Annotated in this window: 21 protein-coding genes and 2 pseudogenes; 6 read left to right on the top strand and 17 right to left on the bottom strand. The window is 70.0% G+C overall.

Annotated features, from left to right (window positions below; translation table 11 throughout):
- Positions 1-288: 288 nt before the first annotated feature.
- The 10 genes from ACFZCD_RS04950 to ACFZCD_RS04905 form a co-directional block, all read right to left on the bottom strand.
- Positions 289-1,122, bottom strand: a complete 834-nt coding sequence (locus ACFZCD_RS04950) for a hypothetical protein (RefSeq protein ID WP_391827888.1) — start codon at positions 1,120-1,122, stop codon at positions 289-291.
- 390 nt (positions 1,123-1,512) lie between these two features.
- Positions 1,513-2,910, bottom strand: coding sequence for a DUF4157 domain-containing protein (locus ACFZCD_RS04945; RefSeq protein WP_391827977.1), 1,398 nt, complete (start codon positions 2,908-2,910; stop codon positions 1,513-1,515).
- 900 nt (positions 2,911-3,810) lie between these two features.
- Positions 3,811-4,464, bottom strand: coding sequence for a hypothetical protein (locus ACFZCD_RS04940; RefSeq protein WP_391827886.1), 654 nt, complete (start codon positions 4,462-4,464; stop codon positions 3,811-3,813).
- A complete protein-coding gene (locus ACFZCD_RS04935) occupies positions 4,461-5,120 on the bottom strand; it encodes a hypothetical protein (RefSeq protein ID WP_391827975.1) in 660 nt (219 codons plus the stop codon). Before ACFZCD_RS04935 ends, ACFZCD_RS04940 begins: the two co-directional genes overlap by 4 nt.
- 219 nt (positions 5,121-5,339) lie before the next feature.
- Entirely contained in the window at positions 5,340-5,750 is a 411-nt protein-coding gene (locus ACFZCD_RS04930; RefSeq protein WP_391827884.1) for a hypothetical protein, read from the bottom strand.
- A 500-nt stretch (positions 5,751-6,250) separates the two neighbouring features.
- Positions 6,251-7,318: an acyl-CoA dehydrogenase family protein gene (locus tag ACFZCD_RS04925; protein WP_391827882.1), complete on the bottom strand. Its 1,068-nt coding sequence runs from the start codon at positions 7,316-7,318 to the stop codon at positions 6,251-6,253.
- Positions 7,318-8,508 (bottom strand): acyl-CoA dehydrogenase family protein, encoded by a 1,191-nt coding sequence (locus ACFZCD_RS04920; RefSeq protein ID WP_391827880.1) that lies wholly within the window; start codon positions 8,506-8,508, stop codon positions 7,318-7,320. Before ACFZCD_RS04920 ends, ACFZCD_RS04925 begins: the two co-directional genes overlap by 1 nt.
- Positions 8,509-8,561: 53 nt before the next feature.
- Positions 8,562-9,755 (bottom strand): CaiB/BaiF CoA transferase family protein, encoded by a 1,194-nt coding sequence (locus ACFZCD_RS04915; protein ID WP_391827878.1) that lies wholly within the window; start codon positions 9,753-9,755, stop codon positions 8,562-8,564.
- 115 nt (positions 9,756-9,870) lie between these two features.
- Positions 9,871-11,331 (bottom strand): CoA transferase, encoded by a 1,461-nt coding sequence (locus ACFZCD_RS04910; protein ID WP_391827876.1) that lies wholly within the window; start codon positions 11,329-11,331, stop codon positions 9,871-9,873.
- 69 nt (positions 11,332-11,400) lie between these two features.
- On the bottom strand, positions 11,401-12,138 hold the full coding sequence (locus ACFZCD_RS04905) for a helix-turn-helix domain-containing protein (RefSeq protein WP_391827874.1): 738 nt from the start codon (positions 12,136-12,138) through the stop codon (positions 11,401-11,403).
- Between the two features lie 319 nt (positions 12,139-12,457).
- On the opposite strand from ACFZCD_RS04905, the pseudogene ACFZCD_RS04900 reads away from it, so the two are divergent.
- Together ACFZCD_RS04900 and ACFZCD_RS04895 are read left to right on the top strand one after the other, a co-directional pair.
- Positions 12,458-12,652 (top strand): annotated as a pseudogene (locus tag ACFZCD_RS04900) (IS5/IS1182 family transposase); the annotation flags it as partial.
- Positions 12,653-13,293: 641 nt separating this feature from the next.
- Positions 13,294-14,289 (top strand): hypothetical protein, encoded by a 996-nt coding sequence (locus tag ACFZCD_RS04895; RefSeq protein ID WP_391827872.1) that lies wholly within the window; start codon positions 13,294-13,296, stop codon positions 14,287-14,289.
- Between the two features lie 68 nt (positions 14,290-14,357).
- Here ACFZCD_RS04895 and ACFZCD_RS04890 read toward each other — a convergent pair whose 3' ends face one another.
- Positions 14,358-14,741, bottom strand: coding sequence for a winged helix-turn-helix transcriptional regulator (locus ACFZCD_RS04890; RefSeq protein ID WP_391827973.1), 384 nt, complete (start codon positions 14,739-14,741; stop codon positions 14,358-14,360).
- A 134-nt stretch (positions 14,742-14,875) separates the two neighbouring features.
- On the opposite strand from ACFZCD_RS04890, the gene ACFZCD_RS04885 reads away from it, so the two are divergent.
- Positions 14,876-15,805 carry an NAD(P)-dependent oxidoreductase gene (locus ACFZCD_RS04885; protein WP_391827870.1) on the top strand — a complete coding sequence of 310 codons (930 nt, stop codon included), beginning with the start codon at positions 14,876-14,878 and terminating at the stop codon, positions 15,803-15,805.
- Positions 15,806-16,083: 278 nt separating this feature from the next.
- Positions 16,084-16,470 (top strand): VOC family protein, encoded by a 387-nt coding sequence (locus ACFZCD_RS04880; RefSeq protein ID WP_391827868.1) that lies wholly within the window; start codon positions 16,084-16,086, stop codon positions 16,468-16,470.
- A gap of 221 nt (positions 16,471-16,691) precedes the next feature.
- On the opposite strand, the gene ACFZCD_RS04875 is transcribed toward ACFZCD_RS04880, so the two are convergent.
- The 4 genes from ACFZCD_RS04875 to ACFZCD_RS04860 all read right to left on the bottom strand — a co-directional run bounded on the left by ACFZCD_RS04875 (position 16,692) and on the right by ACFZCD_RS04860 (position 19,330).
- Positions 16,692-17,987: a nucleotidyl transferase AbiEii/AbiGii toxin family protein gene (locus ACFZCD_RS04875; RefSeq protein WP_391827866.1), complete on the bottom strand. Its 1,296-nt coding sequence runs from the start codon at positions 17,985-17,987 to the stop codon at positions 16,692-16,694.
- Positions 17,984-18,145, bottom strand: a complete 162-nt coding sequence (locus ACFZCD_RS04870) for a hypothetical protein (protein WP_391827864.1) — start codon at positions 18,143-18,145, stop codon at positions 17,984-17,986. Before ACFZCD_RS04870 ends, ACFZCD_RS04875 begins: the two co-directional genes overlap by 4 nt.
- A 66-nt stretch (positions 18,146-18,211) precedes the next feature.
- A complete protein-coding gene (locus ACFZCD_RS04865) occupies positions 18,212-18,721 on the bottom strand; it encodes a hypothetical protein (RefSeq protein WP_391827862.1) in 510 nt (169 codons plus the stop codon).
- Between the two features lie 417 nt (positions 18,722-19,138).
- On the bottom strand, positions 19,139-19,330 hold the full coding sequence (locus ACFZCD_RS04860) for a hypothetical protein (protein ID WP_391827860.1): 192 nt from the start codon (positions 19,328-19,330) through the stop codon (positions 19,139-19,141).
- A gap of 454 nt (positions 19,331-19,784) precedes the next feature.
- Between ACFZCD_RS04860 and glsA the strand changes: the two genes are divergently transcribed.
- On the top strand, positions 19,785-21,356 hold the full coding sequence (glsA, locus tag ACFZCD_RS04855; RefSeq protein WP_391827858.1) for a glutaminase A: 1,572 nt from the start codon (positions 19,785-19,787) through the stop codon (positions 21,354-21,356).
- 27 nt (positions 21,357-21,383) lie between these two features.
- Here the strand turns inward: glsA and ACFZCD_RS04850 are convergent, their stop codons facing one another.
- Both ACFZCD_RS04850 and ACFZCD_RS04845 read right to left on the bottom strand, forming a co-directional pair.
- The gene (locus tag ACFZCD_RS04850) at positions 21,384-21,620 is read right to left on the bottom strand and encodes a hypothetical protein (RefSeq protein ID WP_391827856.1); all 237 of its coding nucleotides are present in this window, start codon (positions 21,618-21,620) and stop codon (positions 21,384-21,386) included.
- Between the two features lie 527 nt (positions 21,621-22,147).
- On the bottom strand, positions 22,148-23,476 hold the full coding sequence (locus ACFZCD_RS04845) for a TolB family protein (protein ID WP_391827854.1): 1,329 nt from the start codon (positions 23,474-23,476) through the stop codon (positions 22,148-22,150).
- Between the two features lie 359 nt (positions 23,477-23,835).
- Between ACFZCD_RS04845 and ACFZCD_RS04840 the strand changes: the two are divergent.
- A pseudogene (locus ACFZCD_RS04840) lies at positions 23,836-24,027 on the top strand (hypothetical protein); the annotation flags it as partial.
- Positions 24,028-24,092: the final 65 nt, after the last annotated feature.

The following is a 24,092-nucleotide window of genomic DNA, read 5'->3' as shown; positions in this document are numbered from 1 at the left end:
CAACACCTACTCGCGACCTGGATCGCTACCTGCCCGACCTGCCACCAGCCCACACCCTGGCAGCCCTACGACACCACCTAACAAAGCACTACTAGTGCGCCGGTGGTGCTCAGCACCACTTTCGTACAACCGCTCAACGCCACTGTCGCCCAGGTGACTGTACCGGCGATACAGGCCGACCTGGGCGCCGGGGTCCGGGCACCGTGCAACTGGTCCTCGCCGGATACCCCCTGCGCCACCGCCTGCCCTGCCGGGGCTGACGCGCCGGGGGCCGGGCGCCTGGGGTGTTCAGTGGCCGAGTGCGGTGCGGAGTGTGATTCCGTGGCGGGCGCGCAGGCGGCGCACTTCCCAGACGGAGAGTGCGGTTACCGACAGCGGGCCGCCGAGCATGAAGGTGTACAGCACTTCCGGCGGCGCGGCGACGTCGGGACCGTTGAACACCTGGAAGGCGAGGAGGGACCAGACCAGCAGGGGTGATATGAGCGCTGGGAGCAGCCGGTGCACGTCTCTGGCCATGAAGCAGGTGAAGACGCAGGCGTAGGTGGCCAGGAGGGTGTAGACGCTCGAGCCGAGCAGTACGGCGAGGGCCGCGAGCCAGCCGACCGCCAGGGCCAGGAAGGCCAGTACGGTGCAGATGATGCCGGGGCCGGTGACGGTGGCGAAGAGGTTCTTCAGGTCTTCGCCGTCGACGAGGTCACCTTTGAGGGCTGCGATGGACAGCCAGATGCAGGTGGGGCCCGCGGCCAGCAGGAGGGCGGCCGAGACCGGTCTGCGCAGGCGCCCGGCGAAGTCCCGGCGTCTGTCCGGGGTGCTGGCGATGAGGAAGACGGTGATGCCGGTGATGCTTCCCACGGCCAGGATGGCGCAGGAAAAGGCCAGTTCGAGGAGCTTGCCGAGGATGAACTGCTGCCCGCCGCCGCTCAGCGGGTAGGACGCGATCAGCCAGACGGCGGCGAGCAGGCCGAGTACGGTGCGGGCGGACTGCATCGCGGTGATGAGCCGGTCCTCCACGTGGTCGGCCGTGCGAGCGGGCGTGACGCCCCCCGACCAGGAGCGGAAGAACGCCCATAGCGCACCGTCGGGTGTCGCACGGTTGCCGTCTGTCGTTCTGGACCCGCTCACTTACTGTCTCCCCCATGGCGCGTGCGCATCTTGCGCTCCGTGGGTCACGTGCACACCGTCACGAATATCGAACACTTTACCGGGATGTGTTTGGGCCTCTGCGCGGTCAGACCCACGAACGAGGAGCGGTCGCGACCGCATACCCTCTCCGGAGAACGGTGACGTCCCTGGCCGTGATCCGGGCAGTTCGTCACCGGAGCCCTGGAACCGGAGAGTGTGCAGGGCCCGGACTCCGGCACCAGTCCGGCGACGCCGAGCCTGCGCGTTGCGGGCACCGAATCAGGCTCACCAGGGCAACCGGGTGTCTGCCGTTGTGTCGCCGGAAGACGAGATTCAACCGTTAACGCTGTTATGCGAGCGAACCAGTGGTGTCGGCTGCAGGGGACGAGTTCATTTGCGGTGTGATGGGCGGTGCGGGGGTGCCGGGCAGGTTCGGTCGCGCCAAGGGGCGGTAGCCGCCTTGCCTTTGATCACGATGTCGGTGCGGCGGATGACGTTCTCGTTGATGGTCTGTGCCATCTTGTTCAGGACGCGCACACAGCCGTGCGATGCGGGGTGGCCGCGTACGGGCTGCGAATTGTGGATGCCGATGCCGCGGCCGTCGATGCCGAGGTCCACGTACCAGGACATTGCATCGCCTTTGGTGTTCGTATAACCCGGCCCGCCGAGGAAGGCCGGGTGGAAGGTGCCTTCAGGTGTGCAATTGAGGCTGTTCTGATTGGCGCAGGGGTCGGTCGCCGTGCACGGCCGCCCGCGGCCGGAGGAGATCGGACCCGTCTCTCCGGGAGCGCCGTCGTTCCAGTGGTAGCTGAGCGTTTGCGCGGTGAGGGAGATGTCGATGCGGCTGATCCACCGTGGCAGGGACCCTGGCACGGGGCTTTGGCGGTGGTCGAGAGCCGTTGCCGCAGTAGCTGCAGAGGCACCTGGTCCACCCGCGGGCCCTAGTCCGGCCTCAGGGGATGCAAGCTCGGCGGGGCTGTCGGGCACGGGCCGGATCGGGCCGCCGGGCGGAGTGTCCCCATCGTGGACCGGCAACTCCTGGTCCGTCTCGCCTGTGGTTTCGGCTGCGGCTTCGGTGTCCTGTGTTTGACACTGCACGGCGGTGCCGACCCGTCCGGAGATCCGGGCCCGGCCGCCGGCCGACACCACGGCGGCTGCGGTGTCCGCCTCCCGCTCCAGTCCTTCTGCGGCCACGACCTGCAGAGCGGTCTGCCCCACATGTCCGGCCGCCGGCTGCTGCTGGAGAACATGGGCCAGCTCATGGGCGACGATCCGTTCCCCGCCGCGGCTACCGGGCCTGTACCGGCCGGCTCCGAAGACCACGTTGCGGCCCCATGTGTAGGCGAGTGCTCCCAAGGCACTCGCCGACCTTGCGGCATCCGCGCCGGTGTGGACACGGACACTGGAGAAATCGTGGGAGAAGCCGTACTCCATCCGTGAACGGATGCCTGCTTCCAGCGGTCGTCCGGAGGATGCCGGCGCAACGGTGACGAGGCGCGCTGCGGCTGCCGGTGATACGGCTCGGGTGCTCGGTGGCGAACCGGACAGCAACTGCAGGCCTGTGGTCCCGCGCACTGCCGGGCCACGAGCAGCGAGTGGCTTGGCCGCGGGAGCGTCGCCGTGCACCCTTACCCGGGTGAGGTCCGTTCCTGGACCCGCATGCGCGCAGCAGCCCGCGGTCGACGCGGACGCGGACGATCCGCCATGGTGACAGCCCCTCGTCCCTGGTGCGCAGCCGCATGGCCGGCGGGCGGGGCTCGCGGGCCACCAGGAGGCAGGGCTTGACATCGCCTTGCCGTTGCTGAGCGGCACCCGGACGTGCGAGGTCACCTTTCATTCACCCCATTCACCCTCGTACGGCCGAGGAGATCCGAAAACGCAGCACAAGTGAGGCTATGCCACGAATGCGCCGCGGACAGCCCGGCTGCTGACCTGGTGGCGGTGTTCAATCCGGTTGAGCCCCTCTCGGAACGCGGCGCCGGTGGAGGCGACCTCGAGGCCCGGCTCGCCTCCGCCGGGGGCGGGGCCCCCACTTCCTTGAAGGGGCGCCCCTATGGGTTTCATCAACCCGTAGGGGCGGTTGGAGGTCGTAGAAGGTGCCGTCGCGGAGCATGGTGAAGAGCACGTCTGCTCACCGTCTGGCGAGGCAGAGGAGCGCTTGGGTGGGGTGCTTTCCCTGGGCGGTCTTCTTGTCGTCGCAGGCCTGGGAGACCGGGTCGGCCAGGGCAGCGAACACGGAGAGGAGAAGGCCCGTTTGAGCTGCGGCGCGGCAGCCGCCGCCGGATACGGGGCCTGCCCACCCGACCGCCCCTTCCCGCGCCCGACACCTGCGGAACCCGCCTGCCGGAGGGGATGAACCTGTGCCCCCAGGTCCCGCCGGGGCCGCCATCGTCTACGGCGCGCAGCTCGTACACGGCGTACAGCCGGTGGTCGAGGGGCGGCTGCGCAAGCTCATCACCAACCTTCTGGACGCTCCCCGCCAGGGACGACGTCAGTCGAACGCACGGTTCAATCGGCCGGAGCGAGTGGCCATCCGGCTACTCGCCCTCCTCCTCAGGGATCAATGGCCGCATGTCCCCCTCACAGGAACCCTCGACCACTTGCGCTCTACCCCGAGGTCAAGCCTTCTTGCGGGCACCCCGGCCGAGTCGCCGCAGTGAGGTAATCACGCCACCCACCGGACAATCCCTAACCACCAGGCCAGTGGGGGTTCGGGATGCCCTCATCGCTCATGTGCGCCCGCTGCCAGATCTCGTTCCAGCCGTACGTGGTCTCCGACACGAGCCGGTGCCGGAGACCACACGGGCATGGCGCCGGCGCCCAAGCGCACCCACGGCACAGTTCGATCCAGCCATGCCCGGCCGAGCTCAGCACTCGCGGTCCCTCGTCCCCGCAGGCCGGGCAGCCGGGGAGATCGACGCCGTCCAGGATCGCGTTCTGTCTCCGGACATACTCGGACAGTCGCAGCGACGGGTGGCGGAACGGGTCGTCGTACCAGGCCCGGTCCGGGCCGTCCCACCTGCTCCGCAGCCACCACGGTCGCGGGTTCGCTACGGCCCGCCGCCCGGCCCGCTTCTCCACCCGGCGCTGCATCGTGTACTCCTCCGCCCGCGCGAGCCACAGCACCCGCGCCTCATGCAGTTCCTCCACCGCCCGCACCAGCGCGTCCGGGTCCGCCTCCAGGTGCCGGGGGATCCGGACGCTGAGTGTGAGGTGGTGGTAGGTCGCCCGGAAGCCGTAGGGCGCGAAGAGGGTGATGCACGTCCGCAGCGCGCTGTGCCGGCGGTGGAGGGGGAGCCGGGGGTCGTGCACGCGCGCTCGGTGGGTCAGGAAGCTGGTCATTGTGCGGGCTCCAGGTCCAGTGCCCGGGCCAGAGCGGCAGTGACGGCGGGGGCATGGGCCGGCAGATGTTGTTCGGCCCAGGTTCCGGCGAGGCCGAGAAAGCCCTGCAAGTCCTGCCGGGCACCGGTGACGAGCGCGCGTACCTGGTCCACTGGCAGCTCGACCGTCGGGCTGCCGTCCTTCGCGTGGGCATCGAGAGTCAGCCGGACGGTGTCGCCGACGCGTTCGGCTACCGAGGACGGGTCGTGGCCGAAGGCGGCGTAGCCGGTGCCGTCGAGCACCTCCAGCCAGTCCCGCCAGGTCTCCAGGCCATTGCAGCAGCCCGGCTCGACGAAGACGGTGCCGGTGGCATTGTCGGTCACCCGGAACCCACCGGCGGCGAACAGATCGGGCATGGTGAGCAGCCCGTGCAGGAACGCGCCGAGCGGGTCTGTCGGGCGCGGCCTGTGCTCCTCCTCCGGCTCGAAGTCGTTGCAGTGGGCGATCTGCATAGCCGCCGTGCCGACCTCCGCCGGAGTCAGCTCCCCATCCAGGACCAGATAGCCGTACGACTCGTACTCGCCAACCGGCCAGAGCGCGAAGTCATCGGTAGCGTCGATCTCCAGAACGGGTTGCATCACCAACACACGGCGATCATGCCGGACCCGCTGCCACATCGCCACGGGCTTTAACTGCGGCATCGGGCTCCAGGCAGGCCCGCTACCTGGGCAGTTTCGTGGTTCACTCCGGGCGGGCGGTGCCGGCGTAGCGCATGGCGGTCTGTTCAGCGATGCCGAAGTCCGTGATGCCAGGTGGGGGTCGACGCTGTCGCTCCTCTGAGTGATCCGCGTGGTGATCATGGCTCGGCGGACTCTCATGCGTTGTGCTGCCGAGGATCAGCCGGTGGCGCCTGCCGAGCGGAGCGAGCGGCCGAGATCGCCGACGAGCAGACGAGGATGGCGTCGCCACCACCACATGTCGATGGGGTCGAATCCGCTGATCCGGTGGAACTGCGACAAGGCGATGCCGTCGTCGAAGACGGTGGTGGCCCGGAAGCGGTCGTCGAGGGCTTTGATCTGCGGGGTCCATAGGAGGATCTCGCGCTCGGTGAGGATCGGCCATGCCTGGTGCAGCCAGTTCCGGCTGTAGAGGTCGTTGGTGTACTCGTCGACCAGGTCGCTGTAACCGTCCTCGACTTTACCTACGAGCCAGGCCCACTTGCCGACCATCTCCTGGACGGTGAACGCCCTGCGCCAGCCGCGTTGATGCAGGACCTCGCCTGCGGCCTGCTCGTTGTGGGACTCCATATGCCGGAGCCTGGCATACCGAACGGTCCGGTGGCCACGGGCTTCCCCTGGTCACCGGACCGGGCTGAGCAGTCGCGCGGGTTGTGAGATGCCCACGATCCGGGCTTCGATGTCGACGACGCGACAGTCCTGGAAGCGAAGGCTGGAACGCGCGTACCGCTGACCGCCGACCTTCCAGCACGCCACCTCCCTGCTCAGCCGCGCCCAGCACTGCCACAACACACACTGCGCCCCTGGGCATGGACGCCGTCCCCAACAACGGGCTGCACGTCGCCCTCACGCCCATCGGCTCCATCAACCAGGCCGCCCCCGCCGACCTCGACCGCCTTGTCGATGCCGTGCAGCAGCGCGTCCTCCCAGCCTTCCAGCGGATCTTCCCGAGGGGCCCGTCGGGGGCGAAGGCGGTGCGCAGTGCGTCGGCGGTGACCGATGTCATCTCGCTGAGGCCGCCGGCCGGGTTGAACCGGTCGGCGGTGGCGGGGAGGGTGCGGGGGCGAGGGTCAGGGATGGGTGGTGAGAGCGGGCCAGAGGGTGGCCGCGGTGACGGAGCGGGCCAGGCGGAGCGCCCAGTCGGTTTCGTCGCCGTCCTCGTCGCGCCAGGACCACAGCCGGGTCGTGGCGAGGTGGAGTGGGTTGAGCTGGGTGATGCCGATGGCGCCGTGGAGTTGGTGGGCGATGCGGGCGATCTCGGCGGCCGAGGCGGACGCCTGGGTCTTGGCGGCAGCGACGGCGAAGTGTGCGGCCGGCCCGCCGGTGTCCAGCGGGGTGGCAGCGGCCTGGACGGCAGCGCGGACCAGGGCGGCCTCCTCTACCAGTCGCGCCTCCTCTTGCTTGACCGCCTGGAAGTGGCTGAGCGGACGGCCGAACTGCACGCGGGCGGTGGTGTGGGCGACGGTCAGTTCGACGCAGCGTTCGGCGGCTCCGGCCATCAGGGCGGCTCGGCCCAGGGCCGCGCGGTGTCCGGCTTCCTCCAGCAGTTCGCGGGGGATTCGGCGGACCCGCGCGGCGGGGATCTCCAGGGTGGCGAGGTGCAGGTCGTCGCGGGGTTCCCCGGCGAGGTTGGCGCCGGGGGTGAGAGCGGCCCGGTCCGGGTCGAGGGTGAACAGGACGGGGCCGGAAGGGGCGGTGGCCAGGACGACCACGGCGCCGGCGGCCCGGGCCCAGGGGACACGGTGCAGGGTCCCGGTGACCAGCAGCGTGTCGTCGTCGCCCAGGCAGCCGGCCGAGCCGATGGGAGAAGCAGCGGGGTGGGCGTAGCGGATGGTGAGCTCGGGGGTGACGGCGTAGCTGAGCGGCCCGTCCGGGACGGGGAGGCCGGCGCGGCGCAGCAACGGGCGGGCGACCAGGGCGGTCTCGGCGAACGGGGCCGGGACTGCCCGGCGCCCTGCCTCCTGGACGGCGACGAGGAGTGCGGCGGTGGAAGCGTCCGGGGAGGGTAGGGTCACCGCGTCCGGGGCGGTGGTGTTGGTCACGACGGCGATGGCTTCGGAGCCGGTGAAGAAGGCGGCGGTGTCGTAGGCGTCGGCGGAGATGACGGGGGTGTCCGTGTCGATCGTGTGGGTGTTCATCAGTGCTGCTCCAGACCACGAGTGATGATGCCGCGAAGGATTTCGTTGGTGCCGCCGCGCAGGGTGTAGCCGGGGCTGTGCAGCAGGGCGAAGGCGAGCAGTTCGGCGTGGCTGCCGGGAGTGGCGTGCGGGTCGGCCGGGGTCGGCAGGATGCTGCGGACGGTGTCGACCAGTGTGCCCTCCAGGCGGGTGCCGAGGTCCTTGACCAGGGCGGCCTGGGTGTCGGGTGAGGCGCCGGAGTCCAGGGCGGCGGCCACGCCGAGAGACAGCCGGCGAACACTGTGCAGACGGGCCGTCAGGAGGCCGATCTGGGTGAGCTGGGCGGCCGTGACGGATGTAAGTGACTTGTACGCGACGCGCTGCTCGAGTTCGCGCAGCAGGGAGACGAGCAGGGGGAAGGTGGAGAGATAGCGTTCCGGGCCGCTGCGTTCGAAGGCGAGTTCCCCGGTGACCTGCTTCCAGCCGTCGCCCCGCCGTCCGAGCAGCATGCCGTCCGGGACATCGACGCCGTCCAAGTGGAAGGCGTTGAAGCGGTGCTCGCCGCTCATCAGCCGGATCGGCTCGATCCGCACCCCGGGGGCGCGCAGGTCGACGATGAACTGGCTGAGTCCGGTGTGCTTGTCCTCGGCCTCGTCGGTGCGGGCCAGCACGATGGCGTAGTCGTTGGCATGGGCGCCACCGGTCCACATCTTGGTGCCGGTCAGCCGCCAGCCGTCGGAGGTGCGTTCGGCGCGGGTGCGGACCGACGCGAGATCGGAGCCGCTGCCCTTCTCGCTCATGCCGATGGAGAAGAAGCACCGGCCGGCGGCGATCCGGGGCAGGAAGAAGCGGCGCTGCTCCTCGGTGCCGTGCTGGAGGACGGACGGGCCGGCCTGCCGGTCGGAGACCCAGTGCGCGCTGACCGGGGCGCCGGCGGCGAGCAGTTCCTCGATCACCACATAGCGTTCCAGGAAGCCGCGGCCCGCGCCGCCGTACTCGGTGGGCAGGGCCATGCCGACCCAGCCGCGCTCGGCGAGGCGGCGGCTGAAGCCGGGGTCCCAGCCGGCCAGCCAGGAGTCGGGGCGGCCGAGCACGGTGCCGCGGGCGCGCTCCTCGTCGAGGAAGGCGCGGACCTCGGTGCGCAGCCGGCGGGCTGATTCGGGCAGGGCGGCGTCGGGGATGGTGATCGGTGAAAGCGCCGAAGGGGACATGGTTCGTTCGCTCCAGGGACGGGGGTCTGGCGGTGGTTTCGGTACGGATCCCGTCAGTTCACGGGGTGCAGCAGGGAGGGGTCGAAGCCGGCTTCACGGAGGACTTCGTCGGTGTGCTGGCCGATGGCCGGGCAGGGCCTCAGCTCCGGGTACGGGTCGGCCGAGTAGCGGACCGGGCGGCCGATGACCCGGTAGGGGCCCTCGGTGGGGTGCTCGGCTTCGTGGAGCAGGCCGCCTTCTTGGGCGTAGGCAGTGGTGGCGGCGGACTCCAGGTCGAGCACCGGGGCGGCGGCGATGCCCGAGCGGTCGCAGAACTCCTGCCATTCCGCTGTTGTGTGGCGGGGTGTCAGCTCTGCGAGCAAGGGATAGAACTGGTCGGCGTTGCGGGCCCGGTCGGGTCCGGTGGTGAACCGCGGGTCGTCGGCGAGGTCGGGGCGGCCGACGAAGGCGGTGAAGTCCTGCCAGTTGCGGTCGCTGTGCGGCAGGATGCACATCCAGCCGTCCGCGGTGCGCTGGGCCCGGCGCTGCGGGCTGAGCGAGCGTGCCGAGCCGAACTCCCCGTCGGGCTCCAGGGTGGCCGCGCCCAGGTGCTCGACCAGGTTGAAGGCGAGCATGGTGTCGGCCATCGGGACCTCGATGTGCTGGCCGGTGCCGCCGTGCTCCCGGTAGTGGACCGCGGCCAGTACCGACATGGCGATCTGCATGCCGCAGATCTTGTCGGCCAGCACCGTGGGGACGTAGTGGGGCCGGCCGGAGACCTTGTGGTTGAGCCAGACCAGGCCGCTGGCCGCCTGGATGATGTCGTCGTAGGCGGCGTGGGTGCCGTAGCGGCTGTCGCTGCGGAAGCCTTGGGCGTTCGCGTAGATCAGGCCGGGATTGACGGCCGCCGCGTCGTGGTAGCCCAGGCGGAGCTTCTCCAGGGCCTGCGGGCGCAGGTTGGTGATGAAGACGTCGGCGGTGCGGAGCAGGGCGAGCAGGGCGTCGCGGCCGTGCGGGGCCTTGAGGTCGATGACGGCGCTGCGCTTGTTGCGGTTGAGGTTGAGGGCCGTGCCGCCCATGCCGGGGTTGCGCCGCGGTGGGTAGTGGCGGGTCATGTCACCGGCGGGCGGCTCGACCTTGATCACATCCGCGCCCAGGTCGCCGAGTTGCTGGGCGGCGTACGGGGCCATGATCACGCCGGCCAGTTCTATGACGCGCACTCCGGCGAGGAGTCCGCGGGCGGACGGGCCGCTCGGCTTCTCGGACATCTTCCGGTGCCTCCTGGGGGTATCGGGTGGGATATCGGGCGGGGTATCGAGTGGGGTGGGTGAACGGTGGTGCGGTACGGGCGGCGGCGGGCACGTGATGCCATGCCGGGAGAGCTCACTGACCGATGGCCTGACGCCACCGGAGTTCGGCGGACCCGAGCGGGGAACGATGGCCGGGCTGGGGGACCGTGCGCCCGCTGTACGCGAATGGTGTCGCCGGTTCGGTGAGCGGGCCGAAGTCGGTCCCGGTGGTCGACAGCGCGGCGAACGGCGCGCGCCCGGGCCGGGGCAGGCCGAGGACGTTCTCCCGTTCCAGCAGCCCGAGTTCCTGTACCCAGTGGCACACCCCGGCCAGGGTTACGCGGATCCGCCATGAGCCGCCCTCCGTCGCACGCCGGCGCAGGACCGTTGTGACGGCGGCGGCCCCGAGGTAGGCGGCGAGGTAGTCGTTGAGCAGGTACGTCGGCGGCAGCGACGGCCGGTCCGTCCACTCGTTGACGGCGAATCCGGTTGCAGAACAGGCGAGTTGGTCGAAGCCGCCGCGTTCGCCCCAGGGGCCGTCGGTGCCCCAGGCGTGGTACTCGAGGGTGACGAGTCCGGGGCGGCGCCGGACGAGTTCCTCGGTCGACGCCCCGTGCCGGACGAGTCCCCGGTAGGCGTGCACGAAGACGTCCGCGTCCCGGAGCGCGTCGTGGAAGGCCGCACGGTCGTTGTCGTCGCGCAGGTCGCAGTAGGCGTTGCGCTTGCCGCCGCCGGTCATGGCGATCATCGGGATCGGGTCGGGGCGGTCGGGACGCGTCAGGTGCAGCACGTCGGCGCCGAACTGGGCGAGGAGTCGCGTCGATACGGGGCCCGCGATGACGTGGGTGAGATCCAGTACCCGTACGCCCGTGAGCGCCTCTTCGGCCTCGTCGATCGGCTCCAGAGGCCGGACCGGTCCGTCACCGATGCGTTCGATCTCGACGACCGGGCGCTGCGCGACGTACCGCCCCGCGGGGTGGGCGAGCCACTCGTCCCGGCTGCGCACCACACAGGCGACGCCGCCCCGCGCGCAGATGGCCTCCTCCAGCGTGAAGGCGTCCCAGCCGGCCGTCGCCCGCGCGATCCCCACCTTGTCGGGCCCGCACCTCAGCACGGAGAGGACCGCGTCCCGCAGATGCGGATAGGTGGTGATGATGAAGATCCACCGGCCGTCGCGCGTCCGGTAGAAATCGTTGTTGCCGAGCAGCGTCGGATCGTCGAGCAAGACACCGATCGGGCGTCCCGAGAGCGTCGTGTGATACGTCGCCATGAGCTGGTCTATCGCGGCTCCGGCTCGCACTTCCACCTTCTGGTGCCGGTGACCTCGCTGTTCACCGAGGGTCGCCGTCTGCCGTCCGAAGACACCGATGGCGGCGGACATGGCGTCGGCGAGGCGGTGCACCGAGGGCACCAGGGGGTCGGCCCCGACGACGGTGATGTCCTCGGCTCCCCGGGCCGGATCGGGGTCGCCGAGGGCGTGCAAGAGCCGGGTGACGATCTCTCCGGTGGTTGTCAGCCGCGTCGGTTCGGTCGTGGTCAGCGCGTTGGAGGTCATGCCGGGATGCTCGTTCCCGGCCCTGTGCGAGCGCCCGGATTCACGGATATCCGTGAATCGGTGCGGACGTCAGGTCTGCGTCCCCTGGAGGTGCGCGAGGAGCCGGGCCGCCGCCCGGTCCAGGAACAGCCGCTCCGAGCGGCCGCGACGCCGGTGCGTCAGAACGAGGGCTCCCGTGACGAGGGGGCCCTCGGTGACGGGGATCGCGAGGGCGCTGACCTCGGGATCGGCCAGACCCTCGCTGCGGCTGATCCGCGACGCGCGGATCGCCGGAAGCGCGGAACGAAACTCCGCGACCGCCTCGCGATCGTGACGGGCGAGCTCGTCGAGCAGATCACGGCGCTCCGCCTCGTCGGTGAAGGCCAGCAACAGACGGCCTGCGGCGGTGCGCAGCAGCGGCCGGGCGACATGTCCGTCGGCGAGCGGCACGAGGCGGGGAATCTCGTCCTCGCCACCGCGTGCGAGGTGTACGGCGTCGAGTCCCACCCGAATCGTGAGCAGCACCGGGGTACCCGCGACGCGGCTCAGTTCGTCGAGCTCGGCCTGACTGATCCGCGGGACGACCCGGCCGGCGATGAGGTTGAGGACGTGCGGGGCGGGCCCGAGCCGGAAGCGCCGGTGCTGCTCCAGCAGAAACCCTGTCGCGACAAGGCCGTTGACCAGATCCTGCACCGAACTCGCCGGCGCCCCGACCGCCCGCGCCAGCTCGGCCACGGTCGCCCCGCCCGGCGCCCGCGCGGCGGCCTCCAGGATCCACGCGACCCGGTCCACGGTACGGTGACGCTGCCGTCGGCCGTGCTCGCCCATCCCGACCCACCCTGTCTTTCATGCGCAGCGCCGAGTCTTTCATGCGCATCGCCGACCGCTCGCGCCGGCACGACCCGTCGAACCTTTCCAGCGCTACCCCGACAGGCAGGCCGGCCCCGGCCCCTGCAGATGTCACCAGCCCGGCAGCGGACGGCAGTTTCACGCGAAGGCGGAAGGATCATCTCCGGATCGAAGTTGCCGGCCTTAGGGCGCGTATCGGGTCGTGATCAGTGGGCACCTCGGGTGGGGCCTTTGATCCAGATCATCGGGCGCGAAGGCGGAGGCCGGCGAGGCAGCTCGCGGGGCTTGTCGTCGTACGGCCGTCCTCCTGGGGCGCTCGCGAGGTGGACGGACCAACAAGGTTCACCTCGCCGCCGACTGCAAGTGCCGTCCGCCGGCGCTCGTCCCGACCGCCGGGCAGACAGCCGACAGCCCGCAGTGCATCCCCGTCCCCGGGAAGGTCACGGTCCGCGGGCCCGTCGGCCGTCCCCGCACCCGGCCCGGCGCCGGAGCCGTCCGCTACACGCATTTTCGTCCGAAACGAACTCGACCAGCTGCCGCTGGATCGCGCATTCCCTCAAGGCCGGGCAGTAGGTCTGGTGCGTCGTCGGGATGGAGAATGCCGGGGTCGGGATGGAGGATGCCGGGATGGAAGAATGATCGTGTTTCGGTGGTCCGCGGAAGTCAGGAACCCGTCTCCAATCGGATCGCCGGCACAAGGCCCGCCGGGAAACACCGCGACGGGTTCGTCGGTCGGCAGGAACGGGGCTCACCACGGTTCGGGCTCCAGGGCATAGCACCCCATAGGCATCGTGGAAGGGGCCCCGCGATACCCGTCGGTCCGATTCGCCCGTCGCACTCCGGTCTGACCAGGGTCTCGGACAGCCGTACAGCCCTGGTCTGAGGCGGGCGCAGGCGGTGCGTATAAAAAGCGGTCACATGAAGGAGCGGTTCCTGGGCCATTTCGAACGCCGCAGAGTCTCCCTCGGCACCTGCCGGCCGATCCCACGGGCACTCCCCCACATTCACGAACACGCCCGCTTCTGAACTACGAAGTGGGGTCGGCAGCCGAGGTTGGGTCGTCAGTCGGGCTGCCGCATCGGGCTCGCGGCAATCCGTTCGCGTGGCCCTTGCCCGGCCGCGTACGGTCTGCGCATGACGAGGACCACGCCGGCCAGACCGGTGGCCGTGGAGACCGTGTTTCCGGAACTGGTCCCCTACCGGGCCCGGACGACCCGGTTGCATCCGAGGCCGGGGCGGCCCGGCATGCACGACAGCCACGTCGGCGGGCCGATGCTGTGGCCGGAGGGCGAACCATGGCCGCTCTGCCACGAGCCGCACCAGCGCGAGACCGAGGGGTACGCACCGGAGGAGATCCGCAGTGCTCGGGCCGCAGGCGTCCGGCCGACGAGCCGGCCGTGGCCCCTCGCAGGAAGTGCCGAAGAGGACTGTCCGGTGCCCTTCGCGGGGCTGGCCCAGTTCTTCCGCCGTGACATCCCCGGCCTCACCTGCGGCCCCGGCGGCGCAGACCTGGTGCAGTTCTTCCGCTGCCCGTTCACCCACGGCCCGGGCCTGGAACGCCGGTACTGCCTGTGGTGGCGACAGGCCGGGCAGACCGAGCACGCGCAACGCTTCCTCGCCGCTCCGCCCGAGGTGCCCCTGCTTCGGTGGGAGCACGAACTCCCCGAGCCGTGTGTCCTGCACCCAGAAGAGGTGGACACCTATCCCTGGGCGGAGGACGACACGCTGCCCGCCTCGCTGATCGCGCGCATCGACGCGTGGGACGACGCCCAGGCAGCGGAACACGGCCCCGACGCCCCCAGCTACCAGTACGACCTGTCGATCCCTCCCGGCTGGCGCGTCGGCGGCTACCCCAGCTGGGCGTCGACGGGCCCGATGGCCGTCGACTGCGCGTCCTGCGCAACCCCTATGCGACTGCTGCTGACGGCGGAGGGCTACGAAGTGGACGCCGGCTCGCACAGCTGGGTGCCCCTGGAGGACCGGGACCCAACTACGAGGGGAAAGGCATCGATCCGGGGTGGCCAATCCGTTGCCCACCCCACTCGGCTCCACTTCGGCAGGGACCGAGACCTGCATGTTTTCGCCTGCCCGGCCGACCCCGGGCACCCGCCCCAATGGGTGCTTGCCTAGGCCTGTCCGGCGGATCTTGTCCGTACCGGCGGGATACCTCGCGGGCAACCTGATCTGCCAAACAGACCCTAATGTGAGGCCCCAGCCGCGATGTACTTCGCCTCCGGGCCGTGGTCGTTGCCGCCAAGGATGTGGTTGCTGCCCCAAGCGCCGAGCGAGGCGAGGGCCGCGTTGAGGTGAGTGCCGGAGTCAGTGAGCGAGTACTCGACGCGGGGCGGCACCTCGTCGTACGCGACGCGCCGCACGACGCCGTCCTCCTCCAACTCTCGCAGATGAGAGGCAAGGACCTTGACGGTGATGCCCGGGACCTGTCGTTGCAGCTCCCCGAACCGGATGCCGGGGTGCTCGGCGAGCGCCCAGATCAGCAGCACCTTCCACTTGCCACCGATCACACCGAGTGCGGCGTCGACCCCGCAGTGGTAGCGCCCCGGCCGCATCCGCTCGCTCGCCATCGTCTTCACGTCCTCCCCGTACGGAAAATCCCGCCCCTTCAACACCGCGAGGGCCTGGAAGCTTCCCTCAAGGTAACCAGTGTCTTCACAGTGCCTACTTGTGGGTCCGACCGCGCCGGGCGAGGGTTGCCGACATGACAGAGAACCTGATCAACAAGACCCTGACCAGCAAGAACAACACCGAGACGAAGGGTGGAACGGGCCGGAAGGTCACGCTACTCGGGCTCGGCGCGATGGGCAGCGCCTTCGCCCGCGCATGGCTCGCCGCCGGCTACGAGGTGACGGTGTGGAACCGCACGGCAGCCCGCGCCACCGCCCTCGCAGAGGAAGGTGCGCAGGTCGCGTCGAGCGTCACCGAAGCCGTCGCTGCCAGCCCGCTGGTCGTGACGGTCCTGCTCAACGATGCTTCGGTCACCTCGGCACTCGACGGCGTCGACCTGAAGGGCAAGGACCTGGTCGACCTGACTACCGGAACCCCCGAGTCGGCGCGCGCCCGCGCGCAATGGGCGGCCGAACGCGGCGCACGCTTCGTCGACGGCGGCATCATGGCCGTCCCCCCGATGGTCGGTATCCCGGAGGCCGGCGGCTACGTCTTCTACAGCGGCTCCCGCGAACTGTTCGACGCGCACCGCGACACCCTCGCCGTCCCGCTCGGTACCAACTTCGCCGGTACGGACGCCGGTTTCGCCTCCTTGCACGACATCGCTCTGCTGAGCGGCATGTACGGCATGTTCGCCGGCATCACCCATGCATTCGCCCTGATCCGCGGGGAACAGGACATCAAGCCCACCGAGTTCGCTCCGCTGCTCGTCGGCTGGCTGGGCGCAATGAGCAACATGGTGCATGACACGGCGGCCCGCCTGGAGAGCGGTGACTACACCACCGGCGTGGTCTCCAGCCTGGGGATGCAGGCCGCGGGCGTCCCGACCTTCGCGGGCACGGCCGAGCAGTACGGCGTGAGCAGCGAGTTGCTCTCCCCGGTCTTCGCCCTGATGCAGCGCCACGTTGCAGCAGGCGGCGGCGCGATGGACACCGCAGCCCTCATCGACACCCTGCGTGGCTGACGGCACAGCCGGCTGATCACGGCTTGAGCCGGAGTCGGATTGCGGCGACGGCCCGCAACGATCACCACACATCAGCCCCCGCGACCACACGAAGACAACCTCAGCAGATCCTGTCCTGCGGGGTTCAGCGGGCTGCTACGGCGCCGGCAGCGCCGACCACGTCGTCACCACGGACAACCACGGCCGCGCCCGTGGAATTAGGGCGCGTCTCTTCGATCAGGCGGTGCCAGGGTCCTAACGTGGGTACCGGGATCGCTACGACTTGCCGGAGGGCGCCCATGAAGATTCACCTCACCAGCGTCTTCGTCGACGACCAGGAGAAGGCCCTGCGCTTCTACACCGGCGTGCTGGGCTTCGTAAAGAAGCACGACATCCCCGCGGGCGCAGACCGATGGCTGACCGTGGTCTCGCCGGAGGAGCCCGATGGGACCGAGCTGCTGCTGGAACCCTCCGGGCACCCCGCCGTGCAGCCGTACAAGACGGCACTGGTCAAGGACGGCATCCCGGCCGCCTCCTTCGCCGTGGACGACGTGCGAGCGGAGTTCGAGCGGTTGCGCGGACTCGGGGTGCACTTCACCCAGGAGCCGGTGGAGGCGGACTCGGTCACCATCGCGGTTCTGGACGACACCTGCGGCAATCTGATCCAGATCATGCAGGCCGGGTAGCTGCCGGACCCAGCAGCCACCCCCTGCCGCTACGCCGCGCTGCGAGCGACGGCCTGGCGCTCGGTGTCGGTGCCGGCGCCGAGCTGCCGGACGTGGGCCAACGCAGGATCCAGCGCCTTTCAGCACCCGGGGCGCGGGCCGTTACCCGGACATCGCTACCGTGCGACGAGGCCGATCACCGGCCTCGCGCCTCGGCTCCATCGCCCGGTCGCATTGCGCCGTCAGGCGCAGGCGGCTCCCAGGCGGGCAGCGGTCCGGATGGCGTCGCCGCGCCGGCCGTTTCGGTAGGGGTGATTCGGCTGGTTGCCGCGCGTCTCGCGGAAGGATGCCAGTACCTCCGCGGCCTCGCCGAGGGTGTGTTCCTCGCGGCCGAGGAGTTCACGGACGGCGACGAGCGCCTCGATGCAGTGCAGCGAGCGCGCGGCGAGCCACTGCTCGACGGCCGCCATGCCGCCCGCTTCATGCTCGCCCCGGAGGATGTCCGCGGTGTGGTCGAAGGCCGCGGCCAGTTGCGCGTAGGTGCCGTCCTCCTGCGGGTGGAACCCAGGGGCGAGGGCGACGACCAGGCGTGTCAGCCAGCCCTCCCCGTCCTCGGCGAGGGCCGCGTGGTCCTTGGCGAACTCGTCCCAGTCGGCCTCGGCCGCATGGTCAAGGATGTATCCGAGGTCCGCGGGCTCGCCCGCCTCCGCCAGCACCTGCTCCAGGAGCGGGTACGGGACACGGACGTGCTCCGCGAGCAGCACGGCGTCGTAGAGGTCCTTGGCCTCGGGGTGCATGTCCGTCACCAGCCACAGGAGTTTCCACACGAGCGAGAGCTCCGCACTCGCCGCCGGCATCGGCACCCCGGGGAGCACCTCGGTCCGTACGGGCAGGGCGGGCAGGGCCTCGTTGAAGACGAAGTCGAGTTGGACCGTGCCGGGCGGCACGTCGTGCTCGACAGCCCTCCAGGGTAGGACGAGGCGGCGGCCCGGCACGCGGTCGTACGTCCAGATCTCGTCGCTCACCGCGCCCGCCGCGTCGATCCGGACCGGGCCTCCGGCCTCCCGCGAGCGCTCCTCGGCAGCCCGGGCGATCTCCTCCAGCATGGTGTCGGTGCGGGGGTCGCCGAGCTGCCAGGTGTCGGGTACGACGACGAAGTCCAGGTCGCCCGGCTCTCGGGCGGCGTCCCCGAACCATGCCTTGAGCGGGACGCTCCCGCGCAGTACCAGGTGGCCGGCCCACGGGGAGCCGGCGACCGCCGAGAGGGTGAGGTCGAGGGCGCGGCGCCGGGCGGTGTACCAGGCGCCGCCGACTTCCGGGTCGGTGAACTCGGGCTCGCTCAGCCGCATGCCCAGCGCGTGGTGGTTGGCCGCCGGGTCGTACACCGGGTGCTGGACCACCCCTTCACCCGGCACCGGCAGGAGGGTCGGGGGAAGGTCCCGCTCCGCCCGGGTCGCCTCGTCCGGCGGCAGCTGGGGGACGACTATTTCGGCTTCCCACGGCCCGTACCGGAACCGCTCCCACGGTGTCGTCGTCATGCGCCCGTCCCCTCTCCGTTCTCGCCGATCCAGCCGGCGACGCCGGCGTCGTCCGTCTCGTCGATCCAGCCCGCGTCGAGCGACTCGTCGCTGTCGTGGACGACGAACTCCCGCTCCTCGGACACGAGGGTGTGCCCGCCGACCCGCACAGCCGCCACCAGGGCGTCCAGCCGGGCCCCGGCTGTGCGGCGCCCGACCGCGCGGCAGCGCTGGGTGACGAACCGCTAAACGCGGCCGTCGGTGCGTACACGGCGGGCGTTGCGCGACAGGTGTGCACGGTGGGCGGTGGCGAGGCCCGCCAGCGCCGCAAGGTCCGTATCCGGAGTAAGCAACAGCTTGAGGTGGTGCTCGAAGTAGTAGCGCGCTCCGAGGGCCGTCGCCTGCGCGTCGGTCTCCGGCACCCCGGACGCCCAGGGGGCCGCCTCGATCTTCGTCCGTATGACCGTGAACCCGGCGTCGGCCAGCCCCCGGGCCGCATCGTCCACCGCCTCCCGTACTTGTGGCAGCGTGCCGGACCGGCGCAGGGTGAGCAGCGGCTGGCTGGGGGTGCGCCCCCGGTCCAGCAGGATGTCGGTGAACTTCATGCCGTGGGTGGTCGCGTACCGCTGGAGGGCCTGGTCGTCCCGGGCGTTCGTGGTGGGGCGGACGGTCAGGTGGGCCTCGAAGTCACCGGTGAAGGCCGGTATCGGGGCGGGGGCAGGGACGTGTGCGGGTGCGGTGGTGCTCGGTATCACCGCCACATGATCGCAGGCCGGTGAGGGCAGGGGCCTGGAATTCCACCGCCGCCGCCTTTCCTCGCCCTCGTGGGCATTCGGCCCGGCACCCCCGCCGCCGATCAGCTCCGGTGCGCGCCGGTCTCGGCTTGCGCCCCTCCAGCCGTAGGGCACGGACCGGCCGCGGTCTTTCCGTCACCTTCCGGCCGGCGTCGTTCGGGCGCGCGGCTTGGGGTGCCGGTAAGAACGTTGTTGCCAGCCACAAACGAAGGGGGTCACGTCCGGCGACGTGCGGCGGGATCATGCTCGGCGACGTGACGGGCGGCGGCATCGACACCGGGGCGGTCGCAGCGCTCCAGCGAGCGGACGGAGGCGTGGCGGGAGCCGGCCGGCAGCATGGGTGTGGACGTGTCGTCCTCAGAGGTGTGGGTGAGGGCACTATCGCGAAGCCGGTGGGGGGAGGTCCCGGCCGTCCAGGTCCTCGATGTCCTCGCTGTCCTCGGGTGAGGCGAGCGGGTTGACCGGCAGCCGGTTGTTCTCCTCGAAGGCCTCCTCGGCACGGCGGTAGGAGAATTTCGCCCGGCTGGTCTCCGGCCCCACCTCGAGCGTCGGTGTCCCGGCAGAGGCCATGCGGGCGTGGGAGGAACAAGCGGGCCGCGAGCGCGGCCGCTGCAGTTCGGTTCGGGGTGACGGGGCAGGAGCTGGACGGTGTCGGACTGCTCGTGCATCCACTCCCGGGCGACGCCGCCGCAGTGCCCGTCATGGCATGGGCATCGACGATCCACGCCGGAGCGCATCGGGGGCGTGCGGCGCGTGGAGAGTGGAGTGCCCCGAGTCTCGCAACTGCGCTACCAGGCCGAGTGCGCCTGCTCCCCAGGGGCTGGTTTTCGTCTCTGATGGCCGGGAATCGTCGGTGCGGTGAGGATTGCTGGGACAGTGCTTCCCCGTTCTGTCCCACCGGCCCGGCCCTGCGACGCCCACCGGTCGGATCCCGGAAAGACGCAAGGGCCTGCCTGCTGCAGCTGATCGGAGGAGTTCTTTGCCCGCTGCGAGGCCTGGGAAGCGGCCTGCGAACCGCCCCTCCGTGCCCAGTACCTTTCGCTGCCGAAGTGAAGGAACTTATCGAGGTGTTCTCGGCTGCTTCGAGCACGACTCGTCCGGTCGGCTCTCTCCCGACCTGCTGCTGCAGGTGCTGTGCGAGGCGGGCATCCTGCCCGACGACCCCAGGATCGCTGAGACCATCGCCAATCTGGACCTCGCGGGCTCCGCTCGGTTGCCGGCCCAGCCGTTGCTGCTGACAGTGGAGGAATTCTCCGCCGTCACCCAGCGCAACTGCGGCCTCATCGAGCGGGCGGCCCGCGGAGAGCTCGCAGTTCCTGACTTCCCTGCGCTCGTGGAAGATCTCCAGCGCATCCACCAGGAGGTCCGTGCCGACCGAAGGGGCGCGGTCGCCGCGTACATTCCCCAGCTCGCGCGGGTGGATGCAGACCAGTTCGCGATTTCGGTATGCACGGTGGACGGGCAGCGCTTCTCAATCGGGGACGCGGACGTGAACTTCTGCCTGCAGTCGGTGTCCAAGGCCGTCAGTTACTGCCTCGCCTTGGAGGAGCACGGGCTTGACACCGTCCACCGTCACGTGGGACGGGAGCCGAGCGGGCAGGGCTTCAACGAGCTGACCTTCAACAAGGCGGGGTTGCCGCACAATCCGATGATAAACGCCGGGGCCATCATGAGCTGCGCGCTCATCCGGCGCGGCCTGGAGGCCGCGGATCGCTTCGACTACGTGGCCGAGACCTGGAAACGCCTCGCGGGCGGGCGCAGCGTCGGTTTCAATAACTCTGTCTATCTTTCCGAGCGCAACACCGCGGACCGTAACTTCGCCCTCGGCTACTCGATGAGGGAACGCGGCGCCTTCCCGCCCGGCACGGACCTTTTGGCCACACTGGAGTTCTACTTCCAGTGCTGTTCGATCGAGGTGGACGCACAGCGACTGGCCGTTGCGGCGGCTTCTTTGGCCAATGCCGGGGTGTGCCCGTTGACGGAGGACCCCGTGTTCTCCGCCCGGACGGTGCGCCACTGCCTGTCACTGATGTCCTCGTGCGGCATGTACGACTTCTCGGGCGAGTTTGCCTTCACTATCGGGCTGCCCGCGAAGAGCGGGGTATCCGGTGCCTTGATGCTGGTCGTGCCACAGCTGATGGGCATCGCCATCTGGTCGCCCCGCCTGGATGCCCAGGGGAATTCGGTGCGGGGGATCGAGGTCTGCCGGCGCCTGGTCGACTGCTACAACATCCACACCTACGACTTGCTCACCGGTGCCGGGGCCGGGACCGGCAAGCGGGACCCCCGCCTCAAGCGTCAGCAGAGTGCCATCGAAGGCATCGTGGGGCTGTGTTTCGCTGCCAGCCAGGGTGACCTCAACGAGATCCGCCGCCTCGCCGCCTGCAACGTCCCCCTTGGGGCCACCGACTACGACGGACGTACCGCCCTGCACCTGGCCGCGGCGGAGGGGCACCGGGAGACGGTGGAATTTCTCCTCGCCGCAGGGGTCGACCCGAAGCCGGTGGACCGCTGGGGCGGGACGCCCCTGGACGACGCCAACCGGGCTGGTCACCAGCATCTGGCCCAGCTACTCGCCGAAGCCGCAAGGTTGTAACCCGAGCCGGGTGGGGCCTGGGCGGACTCAGGGCCAGTAGGCGTGGCGGAGGGCTACGAGGACGGGCAGCAGTTCCGTGGCCGGCGGCAGGTGTCGGCCACGCGCCGTGACGATGTCCCAGGTGCCGTTGTCGGTGCGGTGGGCAGCCCCCAGGGTGACGGGGCGGGTGATGTCGGTGACGTCGTGAAAGACGACGGTGTCGCCCTGTACCCTGGCACGGTAGGAGCGGCCCATGCACCGGATGTTGACCGGCTGGGCGGTCACCTCCGCGAGCTGAAGCGTTCGGGCGGCGCGAACGGGATCGGCACCGTCTGCGGGCTCCCCCTGCAGGGCATCGCCATCAGACTCCATTGGTTACCTTTTGCATCAGGGTAATTACTATCTGCAATGATAGCGATCCGGGTGAGCTCCTACGAGAGCGCCTACGCGACAGACGGTGGATTCAATGGGCACATAGTGGCGAGAGGGGCGCACAAGGGGACCGAATCAACGCACGAAATGCGACCCCGACGCGCCGGGCCGGCGGGGCAGCAGCGTAACGCGTTCGGTGTGAGCCCTGAGGCGGGCGTGGACGTCCGGCCTCTTCGGGAGTATCCGGCAGGCTCCCGCCGTCAGATGAGGTCGGTGATGCCGACAGTTGGATGCTCAATCTTTCGGTCGGCTGCTGGACGGCAGGCACTCGGGAGCGCGAGGCCCGTGGCGAGCTGCGCAGCTGTCCCTTCGCCGTTCGGCTCGGTCGAGGAAGCGGAGGCTGAGAAGGATCAGCACGCGCTTCACCGTAACCGCTCAGCTCACCGCAAATGCCGGAGGAAGACGTCGCTCCCCCCGTTGGTGTCCTTGGGCACGAGGTTGCTGTCCCCGCTGTCGAACACCGCCGTGCGCCCGGACAGGTCGACACCGAAACTCAACGTGAACTCGTTTGCCTGAATCCCGTCGGACGCGACATTGACGCGCTCCATCGCGCCGGTCCACAGGTCGCGCACGAATACGTCCTCCTTGCCGTTGGTGTCGCCCGGAACCAGGTTGGACGCACCGGAGGTGAAGAACGCGTACCGGTTGTCGGCGCTCATGGCCACGTGCCCGTAGGAGATGCCATTCGCCTCGGCCCCGTCGGCCGCCACGCTGAGCCTCCGGGTGACGCCGGTGCGCAGGTCCGTGGCGAAAGCATCCGCGGTGTTATTGGTGTCGCCGGCGACGATGTCGCTGTTGGCGCTCATGAACAGCGCGTAGCGCCCGTCCGGACTCAGACCGATGTCGGTGAGAACCGCTGCCTTCGACCCGGTGAGGGTGTGCGCTGCCAGTTCCGTGCGGCCGGTGCGCAGCTCGTGCGCGTAGAACACGCGGGCCCGCGGCCGCGCCCGCAGATCCTCGTCAGCGCCCGCCTGGGGGACCAGGTTGGAGGCCCTGCTCTTGAACCCGATGCGGCTGCCGTCCGCGCTCATCACCGGGGAAATGGATTCGCCGTCCGCCTGCTTGCCGTCGGATGCGACGCTGACGCGCTTGACGGTCCCCCGCCACCGGTCCTTCACGAACACGTCCCGCGCGTTGTTAGTGTCCCCGGGAACCAGGTCGCTGCGAGTGGAGAGGAAAGCGACGTAGCGGCCGTCCGCGCTGATCGATGGTTCGCTGTTGTCTACGCGGACCTGCTTCGGATCCCCGATGAGGATCTCGGTGCGCCGGGTCCAGCGGTCACGCACGTACACCTCGGTACTGCCGGTGGGGTTGCCACCCGGCACGAGGTTCGTGGCGTCCGAGCTGAAGACGACATACCGGCCGTTGCCACTGACCGCCGCGTCCCGCGTCGCGCCGTCGGCCGGTGTGCCGTCGGTGGCCACGCCGACCCGCTCGACCTTGCCCGTACGTAACTCCTTCACGAACGGGCCGCCCTTGCGAGGGTCGCCGGGGATCAGATTGTCAGCCCCCGAGCTGAAGACGACGACGCGGCCATCGCCGCTGATCTTCCCTTGCCCCGACTCGCCGTTCGCCTCCGCCCCGTCGGCGGCGACGCTGACCCGCTCGGTGCGTGCCCGGTGCCCTCCCGTTGCGGCGGCCGCCGGCAGCACCGTCACACAGGTCCCTAAGACCGCCGCCACGACGGCCGTCCGTCTGAGATAGCGCATGCGACTCTCCTTGCTGAAGCAACGGATGGTGTACGAGCCGAGGGAAGCCAACAGCCTCGCGAGGCCCGCGGTCAACAGGGAGGAGCCGGCTCCGGACCTCACCTGCCTGCACCGGCAAATACTCATCAGAATGGGCGCGAGCCATGCGGCATTCAGAATCGGCCTGCACGCGCCCGGCCCGGGTGGCCAGTGGCCGGACAGGAAGCGGGAGGAGCCAGTGCTGGGGTGCTGAACTTCGAATTTCACAGACAGGGGCGCAAACGGCACGCGCGTGACGGCAGACGGCATTGTCTGCAACAACTTCACCGGCGCTCGGCGTCTGCTACGGGATGTCTTTGAGGCCGGGGCATCGGACGGGAAAGGCGCAACACTCCCACCGGCGGGTCCGGGCCCGAGTCGGGCACGTCTTCGCCTGTATGAGGAACTGGGCGATCATGCGGGACTGCCGTCTCAAGGGCGACGGCGTCCACCGGGCCGTCCTTCGAGGACGACCGGGGAAGCGAGTACTTGCCGTCGAGGTCCCCGTAACACTCATCTCGCCACTCACGTGAGCGGGGATCAGCAGCGCATGCGCCAGCCGGCTCGCCTGGCCGAACCGGCCACCGCTCCCCTACGA

The organism is Streptomyces sp. NPDC008001 (genome assembly GCF_042958085.1).
Classification (GTDB): domain Bacteria; phylum Actinomycetota; class Actinomycetes; order Streptomycetales; family Streptomycetaceae; genus Streptomyces.
Note: the sequence above shows the minus strand (reverse complement) of the source record. Positions and strands in the feature narration are given on the sequence as shown.

What these genes read in the sequence shown, in the direction of transcription:
- ACFZCD_RS04945 (WP_391827977.1), bottom strand. Translation starts at nt 2,910, where the DNA reads ATGTCAAGCCCTGCCTCCTGGTGGCCCGCGAGCCCCGCCCGCCGGCCA.
- ACFZCD_RS04940 (WP_391827886.1), bottom strand. Translation starts at nt 4,464, where the DNA reads ATGACCAGCTTCCTGACCCACCGAGCGCGCGTGCACGACCCCCGGCTC.
- ACFZCD_RS04935 (WP_391827975.1), bottom strand. Translation starts at nt 5,120, where the DNA reads ATGTGGCAGCGGGTCCGGCATGATCGCCGTGTGTTGGTGATGCAACCC.
- ACFZCD_RS04930 (WP_391827884.1), bottom strand. Translation starts at nt 5,750, where the DNA reads ATGGAGTCCCACAACGAGCAGGCCGCAGGCGAGGTCCTGCATCAACGC.
- ACFZCD_RS04925 (WP_391827882.1), bottom strand. Translation starts at nt 7,318, where the DNA reads ATGAACACCCACACGATCGACACGGACACCCCCGTCATCTCCGCCGAC.
- ACFZCD_RS04920 (WP_391827880.1), bottom strand. Translation starts at nt 8,508, where the DNA reads ATGTCCCCTTCGGCGCTTTCACCGATCACCATCCCCGACGCCGCCCTG.
- ACFZCD_RS04915 (WP_391827878.1), bottom strand. Translation starts at nt 9,755, where the DNA reads ATGTCCGAGAAGCCGAGCGGCCCGTCCGCCCGCGGACTCCTCGCCGGA.
- ACFZCD_RS04910 (WP_391827876.1), bottom strand. Translation starts at nt 11,331, where the DNA reads ATGACCTCCAACGCGCTGACCACGACCGAACCGACGCGGCTGACAACC.
- ACFZCD_RS04905 (WP_391827874.1), bottom strand. Translation starts at nt 12,138, where the DNA reads ATGGGCGAGCACGGCCGACGGCAGCGTCACCGTACCGTGGACCGGGTC.
- ACFZCD_RS04895 (WP_391827872.1), top strand. Translation starts at nt 13,294, where the DNA reads ATGACGAGGACCACGCCGGCCAGACCGGTGGCCGTGGAGACCGTGTTT.
- ACFZCD_RS04890 (WP_391827973.1), bottom strand. Translation starts at nt 14,741, where the DNA reads ATGGCGAGCGAGCGGATGCGGCCGGGGCGCTACCACTGCGGGGTCGAC.
- ACFZCD_RS04885 (WP_391827870.1), top strand. Translation starts at nt 14,876, where the DNA reads ATGACAGAGAACCTGATCAACAAGACCCTGACCAGCAAGAACAACACC.
- ACFZCD_RS04880 (WP_391827868.1), top strand. Translation starts at nt 16,084, where the DNA reads ATGAAGATTCACCTCACCAGCGTCTTCGTCGACGACCAGGAGAAGGCC.
- ACFZCD_RS04875 (WP_391827866.1), bottom strand. Translation starts at nt 17,987, where the DNA reads ATGACGACGACACCGTGGGAGCGGTTCCGGTACGGGCCGTGGGAAGCC.
- ACFZCD_RS04860 (WP_391827860.1), bottom strand. Translation starts at nt 19,330, where the DNA reads ATGGCCTCTGCCGGGACACCGACGCTCGAGGTGGGGCCGGAGACCAGC.
- ACFZCD_RS04845 (WP_391827854.1), bottom strand. Translation starts at nt 23,476, where the DNA reads ATGCGCTATCTCAGACGGACGGCCGTCGTGGCGGCGGTCTTAGGGACC.